This is a genomic window from Olsenella porci, from assembly GCF_009695875.1.
Lineage (GTDB): Bacteria > Actinomycetota > Coriobacteriia > Coriobacteriales > Atopobiaceae > Olsenella_H > Olsenella_H porci.
On record NZ_VUNC01000007.1, the window covers coordinates 18622 to 39824 of the forward strand.

18 protein-coding genes and 1 tRNA gene are annotated in these 21203 nt (G+C 65.8%); 16 read left to right on the forward strand and 3 right to left on the reverse strand.

The genetic code is table 11. The annotated features are described in order from the left end of the window. Positions 1–43: 43 nt before the first annotated feature. From gdhA to clpX, 5 genes are all read left to right on the forward strand, one after another. Positions 44–1375: an NADP-specific glutamate dehydrogenase gene (gene gdhA / locus FYJ68_RS08425; protein WP_154435776.1), complete on the forward strand. Its 1332-nt coding sequence runs from the start codon at positions 44–46 to the stop codon at positions 1373–1375. A gap of 156 nt (positions 1376–1531) precedes the next feature. Then, positions 1532–1618 (forward strand) — tRNA-Leu (locus tag FYJ68_RS08430). Between the two features lie 85 nt (positions 1619–1703). Continuing rightward, positions 1704–3059, forward strand: coding sequence for a trigger factor (gene tig / locus FYJ68_RS08435; RefSeq protein ID WP_154435777.1), 1356 nt, complete (start codon positions 1704–1706; stop codon positions 3057–3059). Positions 3060–3139: 80 nt separating this feature from the next. Further along, positions 3140–3754, forward strand: a complete 615-nt coding sequence (locus tag FYJ68_RS08440) for an ATP-dependent Clp protease proteolytic subunit (protein ID WP_154435778.1) — start codon at positions 3140–3142, stop codon at positions 3752–3754. Between the two features lie 17 nt (positions 3755–3771). Next, complete coding sequence (gene clpX / locus FYJ68_RS08445; RefSeq protein ID WP_195837777.1) at positions 3772–5070, forward strand: ATP-dependent Clp protease ATP-binding subunit ClpX; 1299 nt, start codon at positions 3772–3774, stop codon at positions 5068–5070. Positions 5071–5133: 63 nt separating this feature from the next. Here clpX and FYJ68_RS08450 read toward each other — a convergent pair whose 3' ends face one another. Both FYJ68_RS08450 and FYJ68_RS08455 read right to left on the reverse strand, forming a co-directional pair. Further along, a complete protein-coding gene (locus FYJ68_RS08450) occupies positions 5134–5901 on the reverse strand; it encodes a TatD family hydrolase (RefSeq protein WP_154435779.1) in 768 nt (255 codons plus the stop codon). Next, entirely contained in the window at positions 5898–6701 is an 804-nt protein-coding gene (locus FYJ68_RS08455; protein ID WP_154435780.1) for a tRNA threonylcarbamoyladenosine dehydratase, read from the reverse strand. The genes FYJ68_RS08450 and FYJ68_RS08455 overlap by 4 nt, the downstream gene beginning before the upstream one ends. A gap of 182 nt (positions 6702–6883) precedes the next feature. Here FYJ68_RS08455 and FYJ68_RS08460 point away from each other — a divergent pair, with 182 nt between their 5' ends. The 10 genes from FYJ68_RS08460 to FYJ68_RS08505 all read left to right on the forward strand — a co-directional run bounded on the left by FYJ68_RS08460 (position 6884) and on the right by FYJ68_RS08505 (position 18165). Beyond that, entirely contained in the window at positions 6884–9571 is a 2688-nt protein-coding gene (locus FYJ68_RS08460) for a valine--tRNA ligase (RefSeq protein ID WP_154435781.1), read from the forward strand. Positions 9572–9726: 155 nt separating this feature from the next. Further along, positions 9727–10350, forward strand: coding sequence for a DUF47 domain-containing protein (locus tag FYJ68_RS08465; RefSeq protein WP_154435782.1), 624 nt, complete (start codon positions 9727–9729; stop codon positions 10348–10350). Beyond that, positions 10343–11335, forward strand: coding sequence for an inorganic phosphate transporter (locus FYJ68_RS08470; protein ID WP_154435783.1), 993 nt, complete (start codon positions 10343–10345; stop codon positions 11333–11335). Before FYJ68_RS08465 ends, FYJ68_RS08470 begins: the two co-directional genes overlap by 8 nt. Before the next feature lie 184 nt (positions 11336–11519). After that, positions 11520–12116, forward strand: a complete 597-nt coding sequence (locus FYJ68_RS08475) for a 5-formyltetrahydrofolate cyclo-ligase (RefSeq protein WP_195837778.1) — start codon at positions 11520–11522, stop codon at positions 12114–12116. Positions 12117–12288: 172 nt separating this feature from the next. Beyond that, positions 12289–13956 (forward strand): formate--tetrahydrofolate ligase, encoded by a 1668-nt coding sequence (locus tag FYJ68_RS08480; protein ID WP_154435785.1) that lies wholly within the window; start codon positions 12289–12291, stop codon positions 13954–13956. 94 nt (positions 13957–14050) lie between these two features. After that, positions 14051–14686, forward strand: coding sequence for a cyclodeaminase/cyclohydrolase family protein (locus FYJ68_RS08485; protein ID WP_229772150.1), 636 nt, complete (start codon positions 14051–14053; stop codon positions 14684–14686). Beyond that, positions 14683–15540: a bifunctional 5,10-methylenetetrahydrofolate dehydrogenase/5,10-methenyltetrahydrofolate cyclohydrolase gene (locus FYJ68_RS08490; RefSeq protein ID WP_154435786.1), complete on the forward strand. Its 858-nt coding sequence runs from the start codon at positions 14683–14685 to the stop codon at positions 15538–15540. The genes FYJ68_RS08485 and FYJ68_RS08490 overlap by 4 nt, the downstream gene beginning before the upstream one ends. Then, positions 15540–16184 (forward strand): GTP cyclohydrolase I FolE, encoded by a 645-nt coding sequence (folE, locus tag FYJ68_RS08495; protein WP_154435787.1) that lies wholly within the window; start codon positions 15540–15542, stop codon positions 16182–16184. Before FYJ68_RS08490 ends, folE begins: the two co-directional genes overlap by 1 nt. A 49-nt stretch (positions 16185–16233) precedes the next feature. Continuing rightward, complete coding sequence (locus FYJ68_RS08500; RefSeq protein ID WP_154435788.1) at positions 16234–17673, forward strand: bifunctional folylpolyglutamate synthase/dihydrofolate synthase; 1440 nt, start codon at positions 16234–16236, stop codon at positions 17671–17673. A gap of 60 nt (positions 17674–17733) precedes the next feature. Then, entirely contained in the window at positions 17734–18165 is a 432-nt protein-coding gene (locus FYJ68_RS08505; protein ID WP_154435789.1) for a double zinc ribbon domain-containing protein, read from the forward strand. Positions 18166–18269: 104 nt separating this feature from the next. On the opposite strand, the gene FYJ68_RS08510 is transcribed toward FYJ68_RS08505, so the two are convergent. After that, positions 18270–19079: an HD domain-containing protein gene (locus tag FYJ68_RS08510; protein ID WP_154435790.1), complete on the reverse strand. Its 810-nt coding sequence runs from the start codon at positions 19077–19079 to the stop codon at positions 18270–18272. 317 nt (positions 19080–19396) lie between these two features. Here FYJ68_RS08510 and thrS point away from each other — a divergent pair, with 317 nt between their 5' ends. Continuing rightward, positions 19397–21160, forward strand: a complete 1764-nt coding sequence (thrS, locus tag FYJ68_RS08515) for a threonine--tRNA ligase (protein WP_154435791.1) — start codon at positions 19397–19399, stop codon at positions 21158–21160. Positions 21161–21203: the final 43 nt, after the last annotated feature.

Below are 21203 nucleotides of genomic sequence, written 5' to 3' on the forward strand. Positions count from 1 at the left end.
CGGACCGATCGGCGGAAAGGCGTCGCATGCGAGAGGAGCATCCATGAACTATTCCGAGCGTGTGATTGCGGAGCTGGAGGCGCGCTACGCCGACCAGCCGGAGTTCATCCAGGCGGCGAGTGAGGTTCTCTCTACGCTGCAGCCCGCCCTGGACGCCCACCCCGAGTATGAGGCGGCTGGCCTCCTCGAGCGCCTGGTTGAACCCGAGCGCGTTGTGATGTTCCGCGTCCCTTGGGTTGACGACCAGGGCAAGGTGCAAGTCAACCGCGGCTATCGCATCGAGTTCAACTCCGCCATCGGGCCCTACAAGGGTGGCCTGCGCCTGCACCCCAGCGTCAATCTTTCGATCCTCAAGTTCCTGGGCTTTGAACAGGTCTTCAAGAACTCCCTCACCACGCTTCCCATGGGTGGCGGCAAGGGTGGCTCCGACTTTGACCCCAAAGGCAAGTCCGACATGGAAGTCATGCGCTTCTGCCAGTCGTTCATGACCGAGCTGTATCGCCACGTCGGTCCTGACACCGACGTCCCTGCTGGTGACATTGGGACGGGAGCTCGCGAGATCGGCTACCTCTTTGGCCAGTACAAGCGGATCACCAACACCTGGTCGTCGGTTCTCACCGGCAAGGGGCTCTCGTACGGCGGCTCGCTCGCCCGCACCGAGGCAACGGGCTACGGCGCCGTGTACTTCCTCCTCAACATGCTCGCCGACAGGGGAGAGGACATCAAGGGCCAGGTCGTGGCCGTCTCGGGCGCCGGTAACGTCGCGCAGTACGCCGTTCAGAAGGCCGAGCAGCTGGGCGCCAAGGTCATCACCGTGTCTGACTCCTCGGGCTACGTGTACGATCCCGACGGTATCGACTTTGACACGCTCGTCCAGGTCAAGCAGGTCGAGCGTGGCCGCGTGAGTGACTACGCCGAGCGCCGCCCCGGCTCCACCTACCATGAAGGTGAGCGCCCCTGGGGCGAGAGGTGCGACATTGCGATGCCCTGCGCCACCCAGAACGAGCTTCACCTCTCCGACGCCAAGGCACTTGCCTCGAACGGCTGCCGCTACGTCGTCGAGGGCGCCAACATGCCCACCACGCTGGAGGCGACCAAGTACCTCAAGGACAACGACGTGTTCTTTGCCCCCGGGAAGGCCGCCAACGCAGGTGGAGTCGCAACCTCCGGCCTGGAGATGAGCCAGAACCATGAGCACCTCTCGTGGACCTTCGAGGAGGTCGACGATAAGCTCCACTCCATCATGGACGCCATCTACGCCGCTGCCTCGTCTGCGGCCAAGGAGTACGGCCACGAGGGCGACCTCGTCTTCGGCGCCAACATCGCAGGCTTCCTCAAGGTCGCCGACGCGATGATGGCCCAGGGCGTTTGCTAGGCACCAGCCATAGGGACAGGGGAGAGGGGCTTCGCCACGGGGCGGGGCCCCTCTCCCATGGGTTTGCCACATCTCCATGCCACCCACACGAAAATCGACGTTTCAGGTGGGCAAATTGCTCGCGTTTGCTATCATGACAAGGCTGTATGTGCCCTTGCGGGCGTGGCGGAACTGGTAGACGCGCTGGATTTAGGTTCCAGTGGGAGAAATCCCGTGAAGGTTCAAATCCTTTCGCCCGCACCACATACCCATGCCTTGACGGCATTCGAAGGGAATCAGACAGCGGGGCAAGGGGTCTCGCTGGCAAGTACGAGACACTGGAGGAACGTTGAACATCACCGTTACCGCTGAGAAGCCCCAGAGCGACCAGGTAGTCGCAAAGGTCACCGTCCCCGCCGCCGACGTCGACAAGGCCATCGCCCAGACGTACAAGGACATCGCCCGCAAGTACGCCTTCCAGGGTTTCCGCCGTGGGCACGCGCCCCGTCCCGTTATTGACGGCCTCGTCGGTCGCAAGGCAGTCCTTGCCCAGGCAACGAGTGACGTCATCAACGACCTCACGCCCCTTATGATCGAGGAGCTCGACATCGTCCCCGTCGACCGCCCGGACTTTGGCGAGGAGGCCGTGACAGTGGTCGAGGGCCAGGACTTCACCATCGAGGCCAAGGTCAGCGTGCCTCCCACCTGCGAGCTGGACAGCTATGACGCCCCCGCGATCAACATGCCTCCCCAGACCGCGACCGAGGCCGAGATCGACCAGCAGCTCGAGCAGCTCATGAGCTACCACACCACCTACGAGGACGACGACGAGGACCGTGCCGTCAAGGCCGGCGACATCGTGGTCATGGACGTCGAGAACAAGGAGGGTGCTCCCGAGCTCGAGGGCACCGACCGCACCCTCAACCTGAGCAACGGCTACCTCCCCAAGGAGTTTGTCGAGGGCGTCGAGGGCATGAAGAAGGGCGAGACCAAGGACATCTCCTGGTCCGTCGAGCACGAGGGCCACGAGCACAAGTTCGAGGTCGTCGCCACGCTCAAGGGCATCAAGAAGGCCGTCGTCCCCGAGCTCGATGACGAGTTCGCGAAGAAGAACTTTGGCTTTGACACCGTTGCCGAGCTCCGCGACGCCGTCAAGGACGAGATCGAGGAGGACAAGAAGACCAGCCTCCCGACCCTCAAGGAGGACCGCGTCGTCGAGGAGATCGGCAAGCACCTCACGCTCGACGAGATTCCCGAGGCCTACCAGAACCAGGTGTTCTCCGAGCTCGGCAACGAGGTCCTCTCGCAGCTGCAGCGCCAGAACATCTCGCTTGACATGTACCTGCACGCCCGCGGCATCAGCGGCGACGACTTCATGAAGGACCTCCACGAGCAGGCCGAGGAGCGCGCCCGCCAGTCCCTGGCGCTCGACGCCCTCGCCGACAAGCTCGCCCTCGAGGCCACCGAGGAGGACGTGCGCTCCGAGTTCGAGAAGGCCGGCGTCAAGGACGTCGACGCCTCGCTCGAGGAGTTCAAGGCCAACGGCCAGATGCCCGCCATCCGCGAGTCCATCCGCCGCACCAAGGCCGTGAGCTGGCTCGTCGAGAACGCGCCCGTCACCGAGGTCGACGAGGTCGCGGAGGCCCGTGCCAAGAAGGCCGATGAGGCCGATGGCGAGTCCGAGGAGAAGGGTGACGCCGAGTAGTCGGCTCCCCCGCATAGGACTATTCAGTGCGCTCCGGGGGTACCAACTCTCGGAGCGCATTCGATTAGATAGGAGAACGCATGGTAAATCCCACCAACATCCCGCTTATCCCGTACGTGGTCGAGCAGACCCCGCGCGGTGAGCGCAGCTACGACATCTACTCCCGCCTTCTCAATGACCGCATCGTGTTTCTGGGCGAGGAGATCACCCGCGAGTCCGCAAACCTCGTGATCGCGCAGCTCCTGCACCTCGAGAGCCAGGATCCCGACAAGGATATCTCGCTCTACATCGACTCTCCTGGCGGAGAGGTCTATGCCGGCCTCGGCATCCTCGACACCATGAACTTCATCAAGCCCGACGTCTCGACCATCTGCGTGGGTATGGCCGCGTCCATGGCGTCGGTGCTCCTGGCCGCGGGAGCCAAGGGCAAGAGGCTCGCTCTCCCCAACTCCATGATCCTCATCCACCAGCCCAGCTCCGGCGCACAGGGCCAGCAGACCGACATCCAGATTGTGGCAGACGAGACCAAGTGGATTCGCAACCACATGAACGAGCTGCTTTCGCAGTACACTGGTCAGCCAGTCGAGAAGATCAACGCCGACACCGAGCGCGACAACTACATGCGCGCCGAGGAGGCCAGGGAGTACGGCTTGGTCGACAAGGTTATCACCTCTCGCACCGAGCAGACCGACTAGGCCCAAGGAGAGGCTGAATGACGACCATGGACAACACCAACATGCCAGAGATGCGCTGCTCCTTCTGCGGCAAGACCCGCAGTCAGGTTCGCAAGCTCGTCCAGGGACCCAACGGCGTGTTCATCTGCGACGAGTGCGTCGCAGAGTGCGCCGACATCATGGCCGAGGGCGAGCCCGGTCTGCTGGGCGACGAGGACCTTGCCGCGGAGCTCCCCATTCACGACCTCCCCACGCCCCACCAGATCTATGACGAGCTGTCCCAGTACGTCATGGGCCAGGAGGAGGCCAAGCGCGCCATGAGCGTGGCGGTGTACAACCACTACCGCCGCATCCTTGCGGGGGAGGACGCCCCTCAGGACAAGGACGGGGAGAAGGTCGAGCTCTCCAAGAGCAACATCCTCCTCCTGGGACCCACTGGCACGGGCAAGACCCTTCTCGCGCAGACCCTCGCGCGGTTCCTCGAGGTGCCGTTTGCTATCGCGGACGCAACCACCCTTACCGAGGCGGGCTACGTGGGCGAGGACGTGGAGAACATCCTGCTCAAGCTCATCACCGCGGCCGACGGCGACGTCCAGCGCGCCCAGGTTGGCATCGTCTATATCGACGAGATTGACAAGATCGCGCGCAAGGCGGAGAACCTCTCCATCACGCGTGACGTGTCGGGCGAGGGCGTTCAGCAGGCGCTCCTCAAGATCCTCGAGGGCACCGACGCATCGGTTCCCCCGCAGGGCGGCCGCAAGCACCCGCAGCAGGAGCTCATCCACATCAACACCAACAACATCCTCTTCATCTGCGGCGGTGCCTTCGTGGGCCTCGACAAGATCGTCGCGGACCGCATCGGCAAGAAGGGCATTGGCTTTAACGCCGAGCTCGGCAAGAAGGTCGAGGAGAACGAGGACGAGCTGATGGCCCAGGTCATGCCTCAGGACCTCCACAAGTTCGGCATGATCCCCGAGTTCATCGGGCGCATTCCCGTGATCACCTCCACGCACGAGCTGACCGAGGACGACCTGGTCGAGATCCTGACCAAGCCGCGCAACGCCATCGTCAAGCAGTACCGGCGCATGTTCGAGCTCGAGGGCGTGAGCCTGGAATTTGAGCCCGACGCCCTGCGCGAGGTCGCGCGTCAAGCCATCGCGCGTGGAACGGGTGCCCGAGGGCTCCGTGCCATCTGCGAGGCGACCTTGGAGGAGACCATGTTCGACCTCCCGAGCGACCTCGACATCACGGACGTGGTGGTGACCAAGGAGTCCGTGGGCGGCTCCGTCCCGCCACGACTGGTTCGCAAGGGCGCGGGGAAGCACCGCGCCAGCTAAGCGAGACGAACGAGGCGGCAGGGGGCGTGCGCGAGGCCATGTGGCCGGACGCACGCCCCCTCATCATGAGATGGGGGAGAGCAACTGCTCAGAGTTTTGCCCCACAGCGTCGGTGACATCTGTCCCCCTAATCCGCGAGAGCTCCGCGAGAGTCTGGAGAATCGCCCCGTCCACCATGTCTGCCGATAGCCCCGTCTCGTCCTTCGCGGGGAGGTCCGTCTCGGTGAGGAGTCTTTTCAGGGGGAGCTGGCGCGCGTACTCCCGCCCCCGCCTGGTGCGGAGCATGGGGAGCCCGACGCTGAACCAGCAGCCAGCCAGCACCGCCCTGTGGAGCTCGTCCGAGGTTCCCGAAAACCAGTGGAACACGCAGCGACACCGGTCGAGAGCGCCCGTCTCCCCCAGCACGTCCAGGCACTCGCCCGCGGAGCGCACCGAGTGGATGGAGAGCACGGTCGGTGCCTTTGGGTCGCTCCCCTCCGCCGCGGAAGAGCACACGCGTTCGAACGCGGGCCGTTGGGCGTCGTGGGAGCCTTCGGGAACGTGGTGTGGCGAGAGGTCCATTCCCACCTCGCCCACCCAGCGGGTCTTGCGCGCGAGTTCTGCGGCGCGCGCGACGCTCGCCTGCGCGCACCGTCCGTCCGCGACCCACCAGGGGTGGAGCCCCACGGCAACCCGCACGTTCCCCATTCCCGACAGGAGCGGGAGGGCGCGTTCGTACCCCTCGGGCGAGACGGTCGTCGCGAGCAACCAGAGCCCAAGTTCCCCCGCATCCCCCGCGACCTGGCGCGGGTCCCGCATGAGATCCAGGTGCACGTGGGCATCGAGTCTCATGGCTGCCTCCCGTGCCGACGCTCCTCGCCGACGGGCTTCTGGACGTCGAGGTCGTTGTGGAGCCCCGCGATGTCGCAGATCACCCTCCCTGCGATCATCTGCCCCATGATGGGCGGCATGTAGCTCATGGTCCCCAGCGTCACCGCCTTCTCGGGGCGCCCCCCGCCCTCTGGCAGCTCCTCGCCGCGGGGCGTCACGGGGAGTGGGACCTCGCTGGAGTACAGAACCCTGAGGCCCTTGATCCCGCGCTTGCGGCACTCCTTCCTGATGACCTTGCACAGGGGGTCGCTCTTGGTGCGTTCGATGGTGGAGAAGCGCAGTCGCTCGGGGTTGAGCTTGTTCGCGCCGCCCATCGAGGCGATCTCGGGGATCCCCTCGTCCTGACACCACTGAGCAACCAGGAGCTTCTGGCTCACGGTGTCGATTGCGTCCACCACGTAGTCGGGGCGGGGGAGGGACGAGAGGGTTTGCGCGAGGTTCTCCTTCGAGAGGAACCGATGGCAGAGCGTCACGTCGCAATCGGGGTTGATGTCCGCCACGAGGAGCTCCATGACCTCGGTCTTGGGCTGGCCCACCGTGCTGTGGAAGGCGACCGCCTGGCGGTTGATGTTGCTGGGGGCGACCACGTCGCGGTCCACGAGCACGAGGCTGCCGATGCCGCCCCGTGCGAGCGCCTCGGCGCAGTTTGACCCAACGCCGCCCAGCCCGAGCACCATGACGCGGGCTCCCTGCACTCGGCGCAGCGCCTCGTCTCCCATGACCAGGCGCAGCCTGTCCGTTGCCGTCTCGTCCGTCGCCATGGCGCGCACGCTCCAATCCCGTGTGGTTGGTCTCGTCCGCTCCATGGTATTCCATCGGAGCGCGGGGTCGGCGCTCCCTCCGTGCTATGCTCGTGGGCTGTCATGCACACGAGCCCGTGGCGGCGCGCGCTCAAGACACGAGTGCCAACGCTGGTCACCAGGGCGCAACAGAAGGCGGGACAATGGAAGAGATGCCCAAGACCTACGACCCCCAGGAGAGCGAGCCCGAGCTCATCCAGAAGTGGATGGAAGCCGGTTGCTACCAGCGCAGCAAGGGGGTGGGCGACTGCACCGTGGTGATTCCTCCCCCCAACGTGACGGGCATCCTGCACATGGGGCACGCAATGGACGACACCATCCAGGACACCTACATTCGCTACAACCGCATGCGCGGCCGCTCCACGCGCTGGATCCTGGGAACCGACCATGCCGGCATTGCCACCCAGACCAAGGTCGACAAGAAGCTCAAGAGCGAGGGCATCTCTCGCCTTCAGATGGGGCGTGAGAAGTTCGTCGACGCGTGCTGGGACTGGACGCACGAGTACGGCGGGACCATCGTGAGCCAGATCAAGCGCATGGGATGCTCCATCGACTTCGACGACGAGAAGTTCACCATGAGCCCCGAGTACGCCAAGGCAGTGCGCAAGGTCTTCTGCGACTGGTACCACGACGGCCTGATCTATCGCGGCAAGCGCATCGTCAACTGGTGCCCCTCCTGCAAGACCGCCATCTCGGACGACGAGGCGGAGTACAAGGACGAGAAGGGCCACCTCTGGTTCCTCCGCTACCCGCTGACCGAGCCCGTCGACGGGATTGAGTACATCACCGTGGCGACCACCCGACCCGAGACCATGCTGGGCGACACGGGCGTCGCCGTCTCGCCCCAGGACCCCGACAAGCAGCGCTTTGTGGGCAAGACGGTCATGCTCCCGATCGTGGACCGCGAGATCCCCATCTTCTCCGACTGGCACGTGGACGCCAAGTTTGGCACCGGCTTCGTGAAGGTGACCCCCGCACACGACCCCAACGACTACGCAATGGGCCAGGCGCACGACCTTCCTCAGATCAACATCTTCGACGAGACCGCCCACGTGGTGGACGGCTACGGCGAGTACTCGGGCATGTCGCGCGACGAGTGCCGCACCGCCGTGGTCGACTGGTTTGAGGAGCACGGCCTCCTCGACCACATCGAGGACCTGGACCACTCCGTCATGCACTGCTACCGGTGCGGCACCGCCCTTGAGCCCTGGCTCTCCGAGCAGTGGTTCGTGGCGGTGGACAAGCTCAAGGAGCGCGCCACCAAGGTCGTCACCGACGGGGAGGTCACGTTCCACCCCGCCCGCTGGACCCAGACCTACCTCACCTGGATGGAGAACCTCAAGGACTGGTGCATCAGCCGCCAGCTGTGGTGGGGCCACCGCATCCCTGTGTTCTACTGCGAGGACTGCGGCTGGGAGGATGCCCTCATGGAGGACCCCGCCGAGTGTCCCAGGTGCCACGGCCACCACGTGCACCAGGACGAGGACGTCCTCGACACGTGGTTCTCGTCTCAGCTTTGGACCTTCGCCACGCAGGGTTGGCCCGACCACCCCGAGCAGATGGAGGGCCACCACCCCACCAAGGTCCTGGTGACCGCGCGCGACATCATCGCCCTGTGGGTGGCACGCATGATCATGAGCTCCCTCTACTTCACCGACGAGGTGCCGTTCCACGACGTGTACATCTACGCCACCATCCTCGCCAAGGACGGTAGCCGCATGAGCAAGTCCAAGGGCAACGGCGTGAACCCCATGGACCTCATCGACAAGTACGGCGCCGACGCCATGCGCTTCAACCTGCTGACCCTTATCACCACCAACCAGGACGTCAAGTTTGACGCCAACATCAACCGCAAGACCAAGGAGCTCCTGGGCAGCCCGCGCACCGAGCAGGCGCGTGGCTTCGTGACCAAGATCTGGAACGCGAGCCGCTTCGTCCAGATGAACCTTGACGGCTACGTCCCCGGCGACCCCAAGGCGGAGACGCCCGAGGACGCGTGGATGCTCTCCCGTCTCGCCAAGGTCGCCGCCAGCTCCACGCAGGCGCTCGAGTCCTATGACTTTGGTGAGTACGCGCGCAGCATCCAGTCGTTCTTCTGGAATGAGGTCTGCGACTGGTACATCGAGCTCTGCAAGGGGCGCCTGCTCGACGGAACCCCGGAGGAGCGCCTGCAGGTCCAGCGCAACCTGGTGTTCGTCCTCGACACCTCGCTCAGGCTCATGCACCCCGTGATGCCGTTCGTCACCGAGCGGATTTGGGACAGCCTCCCCGCCAGTGGCCTGGACGACCACTCAGCGCAGTTCCTGATGGTCGCGGAGTGGCCCGAGCCCGAGCGCTTCGCCGGCTTCGTCAACGAGCGCGCCGAGCACGAGTTCGAGCTCGCAAAGCGCCTGGTCTCGGTTGTTCGCTCCACCCGCGCGCGCTATCGCCTCTCGCCCAAGGCCAGCCTGGACGTCGCGGTTCGCTGCCCCGAGGAGGACTGCCAGACGCTCGAGGCCCAGCGTGACTTCATCTGCCGCGTGGGTCGTGTTGACCAGCTCGCCCTGGGGGCGCACCAGGACAAGCCCGCAGGGTCGGTGAGCGTGGTCGACGGCCGCCTGGAGGTGTTCGTGGTCGTGGGCGGCCTGGTCGACCTCGACGCCGAGGCAAAGCGCCTGCAGAAGGAGCTTGCCAAGGCCGAGAAGGACCTCGCCTCCGTCACCCGCACCCTCTCCAACGAGGGCTTCGTGGCAAAGGCTGCCCCCGAGGTCATCGAGAAGAAGCGCGCCCAGAAGTCTGAGCTCGAGACCACCATCGAGCAGCTCAGGGCACAGGCGAGCGACTTGGCATAGCCAAACCGCACGGAAACGGGCCTCGTCCCTCGGGACGGGGCCCTTTTTCTGCGGGCGGTGCGTTACGTTCGGCTAATATTGTGGTTACACATTCAAAACAAGTCCGCCGCGAGGCAGGGGAGAGCTGCGCGCGAGCGCGCGAGAGGGAAGACCCTATGAGTCGAGTACGCCACAGGGAGGCAGTCTTCTACGACTACTTCAGGCAGTCCACGAAGATCATCGTGCAGGCAGCGGAGCTGTTTGACCGCATCGTTGGGGAGTGGCCGTCTTCGAAGCCCCTCATCCCGCAGATGAAGGAGCTCGAGACCAGGCACGACGAGCTTACCGGCAGCGTGATCGACGAGCTCAACCGGTCCTTCATCACCCCGTTTGACCGCGGCGACATCTACTCGCTGATTTCTCTCCTCGACGGCATCGTGGATGGCCTGGAGGGGGTCTCCGCGCGCTTCGACATCTATGGGGTGAACGAGATGGTCCAGTCCACCCGGCAGATGTCCGGCCTCATCCTGCAGTGCGCGCACGAGCTCGATACGCTGTTCGAGCACTTCGAGAACTTCAAGCGCGACGGCGTGGTCCTGGAGAAGGTCAAGCGCGTGAGCGACCTTGAGGACGAGGGCGACCTGGTGTACCGCCGCGCCCTGGGTGAGGTCTTCTCGTCGTCTGCCGATCCCGTCCACGTGCTGAAGTGGAAGAGCCTGCTCGACAAGACGGAGGACGCGCTCGACAACTGCAAGCACGTCACCAACGTCGTCCACAGCGTGGTCATGAAGAATGCTTAGCGGCCTGTTCATCGCCGTGCTCGTCGCCGCGTTCGCCTTCGAGTTCATCAACGGCTTCCACGACACGGCGAACGCCATCGCCACCACGGTCTACACGCGCGCTCTCCCACCGCGCGTTGCCGTGATCTGCTCGGCCCTCATGAACTTCCTCGGTGCGCTCACGAGCGACAAGGTCGCCATGACCATCGCGACCGGGCTCGTGGACGTGCAGCTGGGGCTCCACGTGATTCTCGCAGCCCTCCTTGGGGCAATCCTCTGGGACCTCTTCACCTGGTGGCTCTCCATCCCCTCCAGCTCGAGCCACGCCCTCATCGGCAGCCTGGTGGGTGCCACCATGGTTTACACGGGAGGGCCCCAAGACATCAAGTGGGACGGTGTCCTGGACAAGGTCGTCATCCCCCTGTTCACCTCGCCGCTCATCGGCTTTGCCCTGGGCTTCTGCCTCATGCACGTTGTGTTCGAGCTCTTCGCCAACTGGACCTCGCACCACGCCAACGCCTTCTTCCACAAGGCGCAGATCGTCTCGTCCATGTTCATGGCGTACAGCCACGGCAACAACGATGCCCAGAAGACGATGGGCATCATCACCATCGCTCTCATCTCGGCGAACCTTCTTCCCGCTGGGTCCGACGTCCCGCTGTGGGTCAAGGTCTTCTGCGCCGCGACCATGGCGACGGGGACCATGATCGGCGGACAGCGCATCATGAAGACCGTCGGCCAGGGCGTCACCAAGCTCGAGCCCGTGGTGGGCTTTGTGTGCGAGACGTCCTCCGCCATCGCGATTGAGACTATGACCGCACTGGGTGCGCCCGTCTCCACCACGCAGGTGCTGACCACCTCCATCATGGGTGCCGGCAGCGCAAAGGGGATCAAGAACGTGCGCTGGGGCGTCGCCCGATCCATCGTCACCGCCTGGGTGGTCACGCTGCCCGCTGCCATGGCGTTTGGCGCTGGCATTGCCTACGTTGCCGAGATGCTCGTGTAGCCGTTTCAAGCGTCGCGGGCTTGCGCCACAATTGACCCGGGCGGGCGCGTCCGCGCCTATGGCACGCGTGCGAGTCAGGGGGTTGCCTAGCGCGAGCGCTCCCTCCCTCGCTCCGAATTCGGCCCTGTCCGTCCTTCATCTGCTAACGTCTGCCGTGTCTGGAGTCGACCACTCGGAGGCTGGCATGGAAGGAACCAAGGCCATGAAGCGCGCGGAGCGGGAGCGGCTGGTCGCCCTCCGCGACGCCCTTCCCGAGGGCGAGCGCGAGCGGGTGGACGCCGCCATCCTCAGCCGGTGCCAGGGGCTGGACGCCTGGCGCAACGCGGGCGTCATCCTGACCTACCTCAGCATGGGGAGCGAGGTGGACACCCACCCAATCATCCGAGCGGCGTGGGGGCTCGGCAAGACCGTGGCACTGCCATACTGCGTCCCTCACACACGTCGGATGAGGTGGTATGCTGCGGATTCGCTCGACGGTCTCGTCCGCAGCAGGTTTGGCGTGCTGCAGCCCGACCCCGACACGTTTGGGGAGGTCGATCCGTTCGGCCCCGGCCGCCTCGCGCTCGTCCCCGCCCTCTGCTTCGACCGGGCGGGGTACCGCCTTGGATATGGCGGCGGGTTCTACGACACGTTCCTCTCCTCGTTCGAGGGGGTTGCCGTAGGGCTCTGCAGGGGGGCGCAGCTTAGGGGCGACCTCCGTGGGGAGGGGCTCGTGGAGCCCCATGACGTTCCGGTGGGCGTGGTGGTGACCGACGCCGAGACGATCGTCCCTCTCGCCTAGGGCATGCTCGGGCAGCGAAGGCTCGTCTCTCCCGTGTGGTGGAGACGCGACGATTCCAAACGTGCGGCGTAAGCAGGCGGCCGAGTTGCACAATGTAAGGCGGTCAGTTCGTCCCGTGAGACTCGGTAACCATTGGCGTCGACCAGCGCCATAAAGCGAAAGGAAGCCAAGGATGGCAAAGTCGGACATCGAGATCGCGCAGGAAGCGAAGATGCAGGACATCTTCGAGGTCGCCGAGAAGGCCGGCCTCTCTCGCGACATGATAGAGCCCTATGGCTACACCAAGGCCAAGGTCGACATCCACAGCCTGGCGGACAAGCCCCGCAAGGGCAAGCTCGTGCTGGTGACCGCAATCAACCCCACCCCCGCGGGCGAGGGCAAGACCACGACCTCGATCGGGCTCGCCGACGCCATGAACCGCCTGGGCAACAAGACCATGCTCTGCCTTCGTGAGCCCTCGCTGGGGCCCGTCTTTGGCATCAAGGGTGGCGCCGCCGGCGGCGGGTACGCGCAGGTGGTTCCCATGGAGGACATCAACCTGCACTTCACCGGCGACTTCCACGCCATCGGGGCCGCCAACAACCTCTGCGCCGCCATGCTCGACAACCACATCAAGCAGGGCAACGCCCTGGGCATCGATCCGCGCCGCATCGTCTGGAAGCGCTGCGTCGACATGAACGACCGCCAGCTCCGCAACATCGTGGACGGCCTGGGTGGGGTCGCCAACGGGATGCCGCGCGAGGACGGCTTCGACATCACCGTCGCCTCCGAGGTCATGGCGGTGTTCTGCCTGGCGACCGACCTCATGGACCTCAAGGAGCGCCTCTCGCGCATGGTCATCGCCTACACCTACGACCGCAAGCCCGTCACCGTGCACGACATCCACGCAGAGGGTGCGATGACCGCCCTGCTCAAGGATGCCATCAAGCCCAACCTGGTCCAGACGTTGGAGAACAACCCTGCGTTCGTCCACGGCGGCCCGTTCGCCAACATCGCCCACGGCTGCAACTCGGTCGAGGCGACCACGACGGCCCTCAAGCTTGCCGACTACGTGGTGACCGAGGCCGGCTTCGGCGCAGACCTTGGTGCCGAGAAGTTCCTGGACATCAAGTGCCGCTACGCCAGCCTGCACCCCGATGCCGTCGTCCTCGTGGCGACCGTCCGCGCGCTCAAGTACAACGGCGGCGTCCCCAAGGCCGACCTGGGCCAGGAGAACCTCGACGCCCTGGAGAAGGGCATGCCCAACCTGCTGCAGCACGTCTCCAACATCAAGGACGTGTTTGGCCTGCCCGTGGTGGTGGCCATCAACGCGTTCCCCACCGATACCCCGGCTGAGCTTAAGATGGTCGAGGGCAAGTGCCGCGAGCTCGGCGTCAACGTCGCGCTCTCGCAGGTGTGGGCCAAGGGCGGCGAGGGTGGGGAGGACCTCGCCAGGGAGGTCGTGCGCCTGTGCGACCAGCCCAACGACTTCCGCTTTGCCTACGACCTCGACGACACGATCGAGAACAAGCTCAACGCCATTGCGACCAAGATCTATCACGCAGATGGCGTCGACTACACCACCAAGGCGGCAAAGCAGCTGAGGCAGCTTGAGGAGCAGGGCTTTGGTGGGCTTCCCATCTGCGTGGCCAAGACGCAGTACAGCTTTACCGACGACCAGCACAAGCTGGGCGCGCCGCGCGGCTTCCGCATCACGGTGCGCAACCTCAAGGTGTCAGCCGGTGCCGGCTTCATCGTCGCGCTGACGGGGGACATCATGACCATGCCGGGGCTTCCCAAGGTGCCCGCGGCGGAGAAGATAGACGTCACGCCCGACGGCAGGATCGTGGGGCTGTTCTAGGCGCCTTTGCCGCCGGGACCACGTGCCCCGGCGGCTTCCTTCCGGCGGCATCGTGCCGCACACACCAACTAGGAGAGCATTGAGGTGGTTGGCTATGGCACAGACCATGGCTGGTCGTACCGTTGCCGGCTTCTCCCAGGCCCTGGGCTCGTCCGCACCCACACCAGGTGGCGGCGGCGCGTCGGCCGTGGTCGCCGGCATAGGGGTTGCGCTGGGGCAGATGGTGGCGAGTCTGACCCAGGGCAAGGAGCGCTACGCAGACGTGCAGGGGCGCATCGGCGAGATCGCGCCCAGGCTCGAGGAGCTGCGCCTTGAGCTCCTCTCGCTTGCCGACGCCGACGCTGAGGCGTTCGCGCCCCTTGCCCGGGCCTATCGGCTTCCCAGGGGCACGGAGGAAGAGCGCAGACGCAAGGCGGAGGAGATGGAGGTCGCCCTCGCGGGGGCGTGCGTCCCGCCCATCGCGATCATGGAGCGCACCTACGAGGCGATCGCCCTCGTGGACGAGGTGAGCCGGATAGGCTCCACCCTCGCGTTGAGCGACGCGGGGGCGGGCGCTGCGGTCCTCTCCGCCGCGCTGAGGGCGGCGAGCCTGAACGTGTTCGTCAATGCCGGTTCCATGCGGGACCGCGACCGCGCGGAGGAGCTGACCTCGCGCGCCCAGTCGCTGCTAGATGACGGGTGCGCGCGGGCGGACGAGGTGTTCCGTCGCGTAGAGGAGATGGTCAGATGAGTGAGGCCCTAAGGGGTGCCCCAGTTGCCGGCGCGATTACCGAGAGACTCGCGCCTCAGGTTCGGGAGCTCGTCGCGAGGGGGGTCACGCCCACCCTCGCCATCGTGCGCGTGGGGGAGCGTCCGGACGACCTTGCCTACGAGAGGGGCGCCACCAAGCGGGCCCAGAAGGTCGGCCTGGGGCTTCGCAAGGTCGTGCTTCCGGCGGACTGCGGCCAGTCCCGTCTCATGGACGCCATCCGTGCCGTCGACGACGACCCGTCGGTCCACGGCTGCCTGCTGCTGAGGCCGCTTCCCTCTCCGCTGGACGAGGAGGCGGCGTGTGCCGCGCTTGCACCCGGGAAGGACGTGGACTGCGTCACGGAGGGCTCGCTCTACGGCGTGTTCTCCAACGTGCCCAAGGGCTTTCCCCCCTGCACCGCCGAGGCGGTGATCGAGCTCCTGGACCACTACGGGGTGGGGCTCGACGGCGCCCGCGTCACGGTCGTGGGCCGCTCGCTCGTTATCGGCAGACCGCTTGCCATGATGCTCCAGGCGCGCAACGCCACGGTCACCATGTGCCATACGCACACGCGTGACCTCGCCGCCGCCTGCCGGGAGGCGGACATAGTGGTCGCGGCGGCCGGGCACGCCCGCACGGTGGGGGTAGAGTGCGTCCGTCCCGGGCAGGTCGTGGTGGACGTGGGAATCAACTGGGACGAGGCTGCCGGCAGGCTCGTCGGCGACGTCGACTTCGACGGCGTGTCGGCGGTGGTCGACGGCATCACCCCCGTGCCGGGGGGCGTGGGGGCCGTCACCACGGCGGTTCTCGCCAAACACGTGGTCGAGGCAGCGAAGAGGACGGTTGGTGAGTGATGGACGTACGTGACGACGAGGACTACGATGAGGCGTCGCAGACGGAGGGGCCCGGCAGGGTGTCGGAGCTCAGCTACGGGGCTATCGACAAGCCCCGCATCGAGGCCGCGGTGAGGGAGTTCCTCCTCGGCATCGGCGAGGACCCCGACAGGCCGGGGCTCGCAGGCACGCCCGACCGCGTGGCGCGCGCCTGCGAGGAGATATTCGGGGGAACCCAGGAGGACCCTGGCCGTTACCTGCGCAAGCAGTTCCACGAGCCGGGCAACGAGGAGATGGTCGTGGTGCGCGACATCCCCTTCTCCTCCATGTGCGAGCACCACCTCCTGCCGTTCATCGGTAAGGCGAGCGTGTGCTACATCCCGCGCGACGGGCGCATCACCGGTCTGTCAAAGATCGCCCGGTGCGTCACGGGCTATGCCCACCGCCCCCAGCTCCAGGAACGCCTGACCAGCCAGATCGCCGACGCCATGGTCCGCGAGCTCGACCCCCTCGGCGTCCTTGTGGGGATCCAGGCGGAGCACACCTGCATGACTATTAGGGGCGTTCGGGCGCCCGGGGCGCAGACGGTCACCTCGGCGGTGCGGGGAGTCTTCAAGCGCGACATTAAGACCAGGGGCGAGGCGCTCCGCCTGCTCGGGCTCTGACGCCCGCGCCCGGCGGCTGACGCGATACCACGAAAGGCGAGGCTGTTCGATGTACCAGGTTCCGTTCGACGTTCCGCACATGACCTACGGGGAGGCCGTCTTGGCGCTCAAGGGGGCGCTCAGGTTTGGGATCCAGCCCATGCTCGAGAGCGTCCAAGACATGCTCGCCGAGCTCGGCGATCCCGACCTTCGCTTCAGGAGCCTCCAGATTGCCGGCACCAACGGCAAGACCTCCACCTCCCGCTATACCGCGGCGATCCTCGGGGGAGAGGGGCTCCGCACGGCGCTCTACACCTCTCCCGAGCTTGTGAGCTACGCCGAGCGCATGGAGGTCGACGGCCACCCCATCCCCGAGGAGGAGTTCGCCTATGGGGTCTCCGCGGCAATCGTGGCGGGGCGCAGGGTTAACGCCCGTCGCAAGGCGGTGGGGGAGAGGCCCTACGACATCACGGAGTTCGACACGCTCACGGTGGCGGCGATGGTCGCCTACGCCCGCGCGGGGGTGGACGTGGCGGTCCTGGAGTGCGGGATGGGAGGGCGCTGGGACGCGACGTCCGCCTGTAGGTCGATCGAGTCCGTCGCCGTCACCGGCGTGGGACTCGACCACTGCCGCATCCTAGGCGACACCCTGGAGAAGATCTCGGCCGAGAAGGCCGCCATCATCAGGCGAGGAAGGTCCTGCGTCCTGGGTGTTGGCACCGCGACGCCCGACAGCGTGGAGGACGTGTTCCTCGACCGCTGCCGCGAGCAGGGGGTGACCCCCACGCTGCTGCGGCCCGAGGTGCTGTCTGATGCCGAGGGCGAGCTCCATCCCGGCGTCCCGCGCGCCCACGAGGGGCTGCCCCACGCCTCGTACCGCATCACGGCGCGCCCGCCCCGCCTGGGCTTCCCACTGGAGCTGACGGTGACCACCCCGCGTGCCACCTATCCCGAGCTCGCCGCGCTCAAGCCCGCCTACCAGGCGGCAAACGTTGCATGTGCGGTCACGCTCGCAGAGAGCTTCCTCGGCCGCGTCCTGGACGGCGAGGCGCTCTACCAGTCCGTGGTCACGTGCCCCACCCCCGGGCGCTTCCAGCTCCTGCGTCCGCAGCCGCCCCTGCTCATCGATGCCTGCCACAACCCACAGTCGGTCCAGACCTTCCTCACCGCCGTGCGCGACGTGGAGCCTGAGGTCGCGGGCCGCCCGACCCTCCTGGCGGCGGTCCTCGCCGACAAGGACGTGGACGGGATCGTCTCGCTGCTCGCGCATGAGTTTCCGCGGGTCGCCTGCACCCAGACGTCGTCGCCGCGCGCGCTGCAGGCGGAGGCGCTCTCGGAGGCGTTTCGCGCGGCGGGGGCAAACGTCGTGGCAACGTATCCCACGGTTCGCGAGGCGCTCGATGCCTTGTGTGGAGACTCGGTCGTGGCCTGTGGCTCCATCACTCTGGCGGGCGAGGTCGCGGCGGAGGCGGGCTGGTCATCTGCTACAATGTCGCGAGCCATGGATTAACGCTGCCTAGTCGCGGCGTCCGTCCGTCTTACGCAACAAGAAGAAGGAGCGCTTCCCGTCATGTCTGACCTCCTTGACCAGCTCATCACCCCAGAGGTTCGCATGGTGCTCTACCTCATGGTGGCCTGCATCGTCATGCTGTACATCCTCTCCATCGTCTATGTCATCCGCGATGCGCAGCGCCGTGGTGCCGAGCCCTGGTGGCTGTGGGCGATCATCTCGGTCATCCCCATCGTCGGGCTCCTCGCCTACGTCATCCTCCGCCCCTCCAGCTACCTGGTGGACCGCGAGGAGCAGGACCTGGACATCGCCCTTCGCGAGCACCAGCTCTCGCATTACGGCATCTGCCCCAAGTGCGGCGCCCCCATCGACCGCGACTTCGTTGTGTGCCCCATCTGCAACACCCAGGTGCGCAACGTGTGCCCCACGTGCCACCGCCCCCTCAACGCGGATTGGAAGGTGTGCCCCTACTGCCGCACGCGCATCCAGTAGCGTCTTTGCCATAGTCCAAGAGGGAACCCCGTCGTGGTCCGTGTCGCGGCGGGGTTCCTCGTTTGCAGGTGCAGCGGGAGGGCTGGGGGAGAGGAACCTCCTGACTACCCGAGGGCCAACTCCGACTGTGGTACGGCAAGTCCCTCTCCCGCAAGCCAGGAGGCCATGTGGTAGCGCATGCGCGCCATGGCGGCGGAGGTGGCGGGGTGGTCGAAGTGGCGTCCGAGCATGCGGAAGAGGTAGCCCTGAGCCACGGCGAGCTCCGTCGCCCTCCTGCGCGTGAGCCCCCACACCAGGCAGACGTGACCCACGATCATGTCGGCGGGAAGGCTCTTCTCGGCCGTCGGGATGGTGCGGTGGGCGAAGAAGTACGTCTCCACCAAGGGTGACATCCCGCTTTCCACCAGGGCGTCCTCACCAAAGGGGTAGATGTCGCCCACGGGGGTCTCGCAGTTGACCCTGAGGATGTCGACCTTGTCGGCGTCGCGGAGGATCTGGCTCAGCGCGAGCGTCCTGTCGTCGAGCCCCTCGGGGAGCTCGTAGGAGCTGTGGTTGCCCACCGCCTCCAGAATTAAATCGTCGCCGACGTCGTCTGGGGCAAAGCGCCTGAGGAGTGCGCGCCCGTTCCCCAACAGCAGCTCCACCCCCAGGGCCGCGTGGCTCACGGAGTCGGCGTCGCGAAACGTCCCGAAGCGCCTCACCTGCTCAAAGCGTCCGATGTCGTGCAGCATGCCCAGGAGCCACGCCAGGTCGACGTCGTGGTCGTCTAAGCCGTCGGCACGGGCGATGTCCTCGGCGAGCCGTGCCACCCTCACGGTGTGCGCCGCCTTCAGCGCGATCTTGGGGTCCCTCATGTCGTAGGCCCCCACGTAGCCCCTGAACTCCCGGAGTACCCTCTTGCGGTCCACTTCCATCGAACGTCTCCTCCCCACGTTTCTCGCAAGTGTTCGAGCCAAGCTATCGTAGCAGCGAAGATTGTTGTAAGGTTGGTGCGTTACTGGCTATTGCACGTGGAGGTGCCCCGGCATGTACTTGCTCGCAGGGATGGCCCGCGTCCGCCCGTTGGCGAGCGCGACCTTGCTCGCTGCTCCGCCTTCCTCGGCGCGGACGGTGACCGCATAGGCGCCTGTCCTTTCACGGCGGCCCTGGGGCCGTGCGGCAAGCGCCATCATCGCGTGCCCGCTGCGAGGCGCGCGCACCAGCACACCACGCATTAGGAAGAGGTTCCAGCATGAAGGTTCTGTACAACGACGGCCACGTGGACGAGTGCCCCGAGGACGAGGAGCTGCACGTCCTGCGCCACTCCGCGGCGCACATCATGGCCCAGGCAATCAAGAGACTGTACCCCGAGGCGGACTTTGCCTATGGCCCCGCCACGGACAACGGCTTCTACTATGACATCGACCTCGGCGACAGGAAGATCTCGGAGGACGACTTCCCTGCCATCGAGGACGAGATGCGCAAGATCTGCAAGGAGAACCTCAAGTTCCAGGTCTTCGAGAAGCCCCGCGCCGAGGCAATCGCCCTCATGCAGGAGCGTGGCGAGAAGTACAAGGTCGAGCACATTGGCGACCTTCCCGACGATGCGCGCATCACGTTCTACCAGCAGGGCGAGTACGTCGACATGTGCGTTGGCCCCCACATCTGCTACACCAAGGCGCTCAAGGCCTTCAAGCTCACGGGCGTCTCGGGCGCCTACTGGAAGGGCGACAGCAACAACAAGATGCTCACGCGCATCAATGGCGTCGCCTTCCGCAACAAGCAGGAGATGGACGAGCACTTTGCCCTCCTCGCCGAGGCCGAGAAGCGCGACCACCGCAAGATCGGCCAGGAGATGGAGATCTTCATGATGAACGAGGCCGGCCCCGGCTTCCCGTTCTGGCTCCCCAACGGCATGCGCATCCGCAACTCGCTCATGCAGTACTGGCAGGAGATGCAGGACAAGTTTGGGTACGACCAGGTGCAGACCCCGATCATCCTCTCGCGCAAGCTGTGGGAGACCTCCGGCCACTGGGACCACTACAAAGAGAACATGTACACCACCAAGATCGACGACGAGGACTACGCGATCAAGCCGATGAACTGCCCTGGTGCCTGCCTCATCTACAAGAGCAAGCCGCGCAGCTACCGTGACCTCCCGCTCAAGCTCGCCGAGGCCGGCGTCGACCACCGTCACGAGCTCAAGGGCGCCCTCCACGGCCTGTTCCGCGTCCGTGAGTTCCAGCAGGACGACGCGCACCTGTTCATCCGTCCCGACCAGATCACCGAGCAGGTCACCGACGTCGCGCATCTCATCACTGCCTACTATGCGCAGTTTGGCTTCCCGTATCGCGTGGAGCTCTCCACGCGCCCAGACAACTCCATGGGCTCCGACGAGGACTGGGAGCGCGCCGAGGACGGCCTCAAGAAGGCGCTCGAGGCCATGCACGTCGACTACAAGCTCAACCCCGGCGACGGCGCGTTCTATGGTCCAAAGATCGACTTCCATCTGCAGGATTGCCTGGGCCGCGAGTGGCAGTGCGGCACCATCCAGCTCGACTTCCAGCTGCCCCACAATTTCCAGCTGGAGTACACGGACCGCGACGGCTCCAAGAAGCAGCCCATCATGATCCACCGCGCGGGCTTCGGCAGCTTCGAGCGCTTCATCGGCATGCTCATCGAGCAGTACGCCGGCAAGTTCCCCACCTGGCTCTCCCCGTGCCAGGTCAAGGTCCTTCCCGTCTCCGAGAAGACGCGCGACTACGCCAATCAGGTTGCCCAGCGCCTGCGTGACGCCGGCGTGCGCGTCAAGGTGGACGAGCGCGACGAGAAGATTGGCTACAAGATCCGCGAGGCCCGCTCCATCGACCGCGTTCCCTACATGCTCATCCTGGGCGAGAAGGAGGCCGAAGCGGGCAACATCTCGGTTCGCGACCGCTCCAACGAGACGGTCCAGCGCGACCTCGAGGACTTCGTTGCCGACATCACCGAAGAGATTCGCGAGCGCCGGGGGTAGGACCCTGTGAGGGGTGCGGCTCCTGTCGTAGCGTTGCTGCGGG

What these genes read in the sequence shown, in the direction of transcription:
- FYJ68_RS08500 (WP_154435788.1), top strand. Translation starts at nt 16,234, where the DNA reads ATGTACCAGGTTCCGTTCGACGTTCCGCACATGACCTACGGGGAGGCC.
- FYJ68_RS08475 (WP_195837778.1), top strand. Translation starts at nt 11,520, where the DNA reads ATGGAAGGAACCAAGGCCATGAAGCGCGCGGAGCGGGAGCGGCTGGTC.
- FYJ68_RS08460 (WP_154435781.1), top strand. Translation starts at nt 6,884, where the DNA reads ATGGAAGAGATGCCCAAGACCTACGACCCCCAGGAGAGCGAGCCCGAG.
- FYJ68_RS08440 (WP_154435778.1), top strand. Translation starts at nt 3,140, where the DNA reads ATGGTAAATCCCACCAACATCCCGCTTATCCCGTACGTGGTCGAGCAG.
- FYJ68_RS08450 (WP_154435779.1), bottom strand. Translation starts at nt 5,901, where the DNA reads ATGAGACTCGATGCCCACGTGCACCTGGATCTCATGCGGGACCCGCGC.
- FYJ68_RS08505 (WP_154435789.1), top strand. Translation starts at nt 17,734, where the DNA reads ATGTCTGACCTCCTTGACCAGCTCATCACCCCAGAGGTTCGCATGGTG.
- FYJ68_RS08470 (WP_154435783.1), top strand. Translation starts at nt 10,343, where the DNA reads ATGCTTAGCGGCCTGTTCATCGCCGTGCTCGTCGCCGCGTTCGCCTTC.
- clpX (WP_195837777.1), top strand. Translation starts at nt 3,772, where the DNA reads ATGACGACCATGGACAACACCAACATGCCAGAGATGCGCTGCTCCTTC.
- FYJ68_RS08455 (WP_154435780.1), bottom strand. Translation starts at nt 6,701, where the DNA reads ATGGCGACGGACGAGACGGCAACGGACAGGCTGCGCCTGGTCATGGGA.
- FYJ68_RS08480 (WP_154435785.1), top strand. Translation starts at nt 12,289, where the DNA reads ATGGCAAAGTCGGACATCGAGATCGCGCAGGAAGCGAAGATGCAGGAC.
- gdhA (WP_154435776.1), top strand. Translation starts at nt 44, where the DNA reads ATGAACTATTCCGAGCGTGTGATTGCGGAGCTGGAGGCGCGCTACGCC.
- FYJ68_RS08465 (WP_154435782.1), top strand. Translation starts at nt 9,727, where the DNA reads ATGAGTCGAGTACGCCACAGGGAGGCAGTCTTCTACGACTACTTCAGG.
- FYJ68_RS08510 (WP_154435790.1), bottom strand. Translation starts at nt 19,079, where the DNA reads ATGGAAGTGGACCGCAAGAGGGTACTCCGGGAGTTCAGGGGCTACGTG.
- FYJ68_RS08490 (WP_154435786.1), top strand. Translation starts at nt 14,683, where the DNA reads ATGAGTGAGGCCCTAAGGGGTGCCCCAGTTGCCGGCGCGATTACCGAG.
- thrS (WP_154435791.1), top strand. Translation starts at nt 19,397, where the DNA reads ATGAAGGTTCTGTACAACGACGGCCACGTGGACGAGTGCCCCGAGGAC.
- FYJ68_RS08485 (WP_229772150.1), top strand. Translation starts at nt 14,051, where the DNA reads ATGGCACAGACCATGGCTGGTCGTACCGTTGCCGGCTTCTCCCAGGCC.
- folE (WP_154435787.1), top strand. Translation starts at nt 15,540, where the DNA reads ATGGACGTACGTGACGACGAGGACTACGATGAGGCGTCGCAGACGGAG.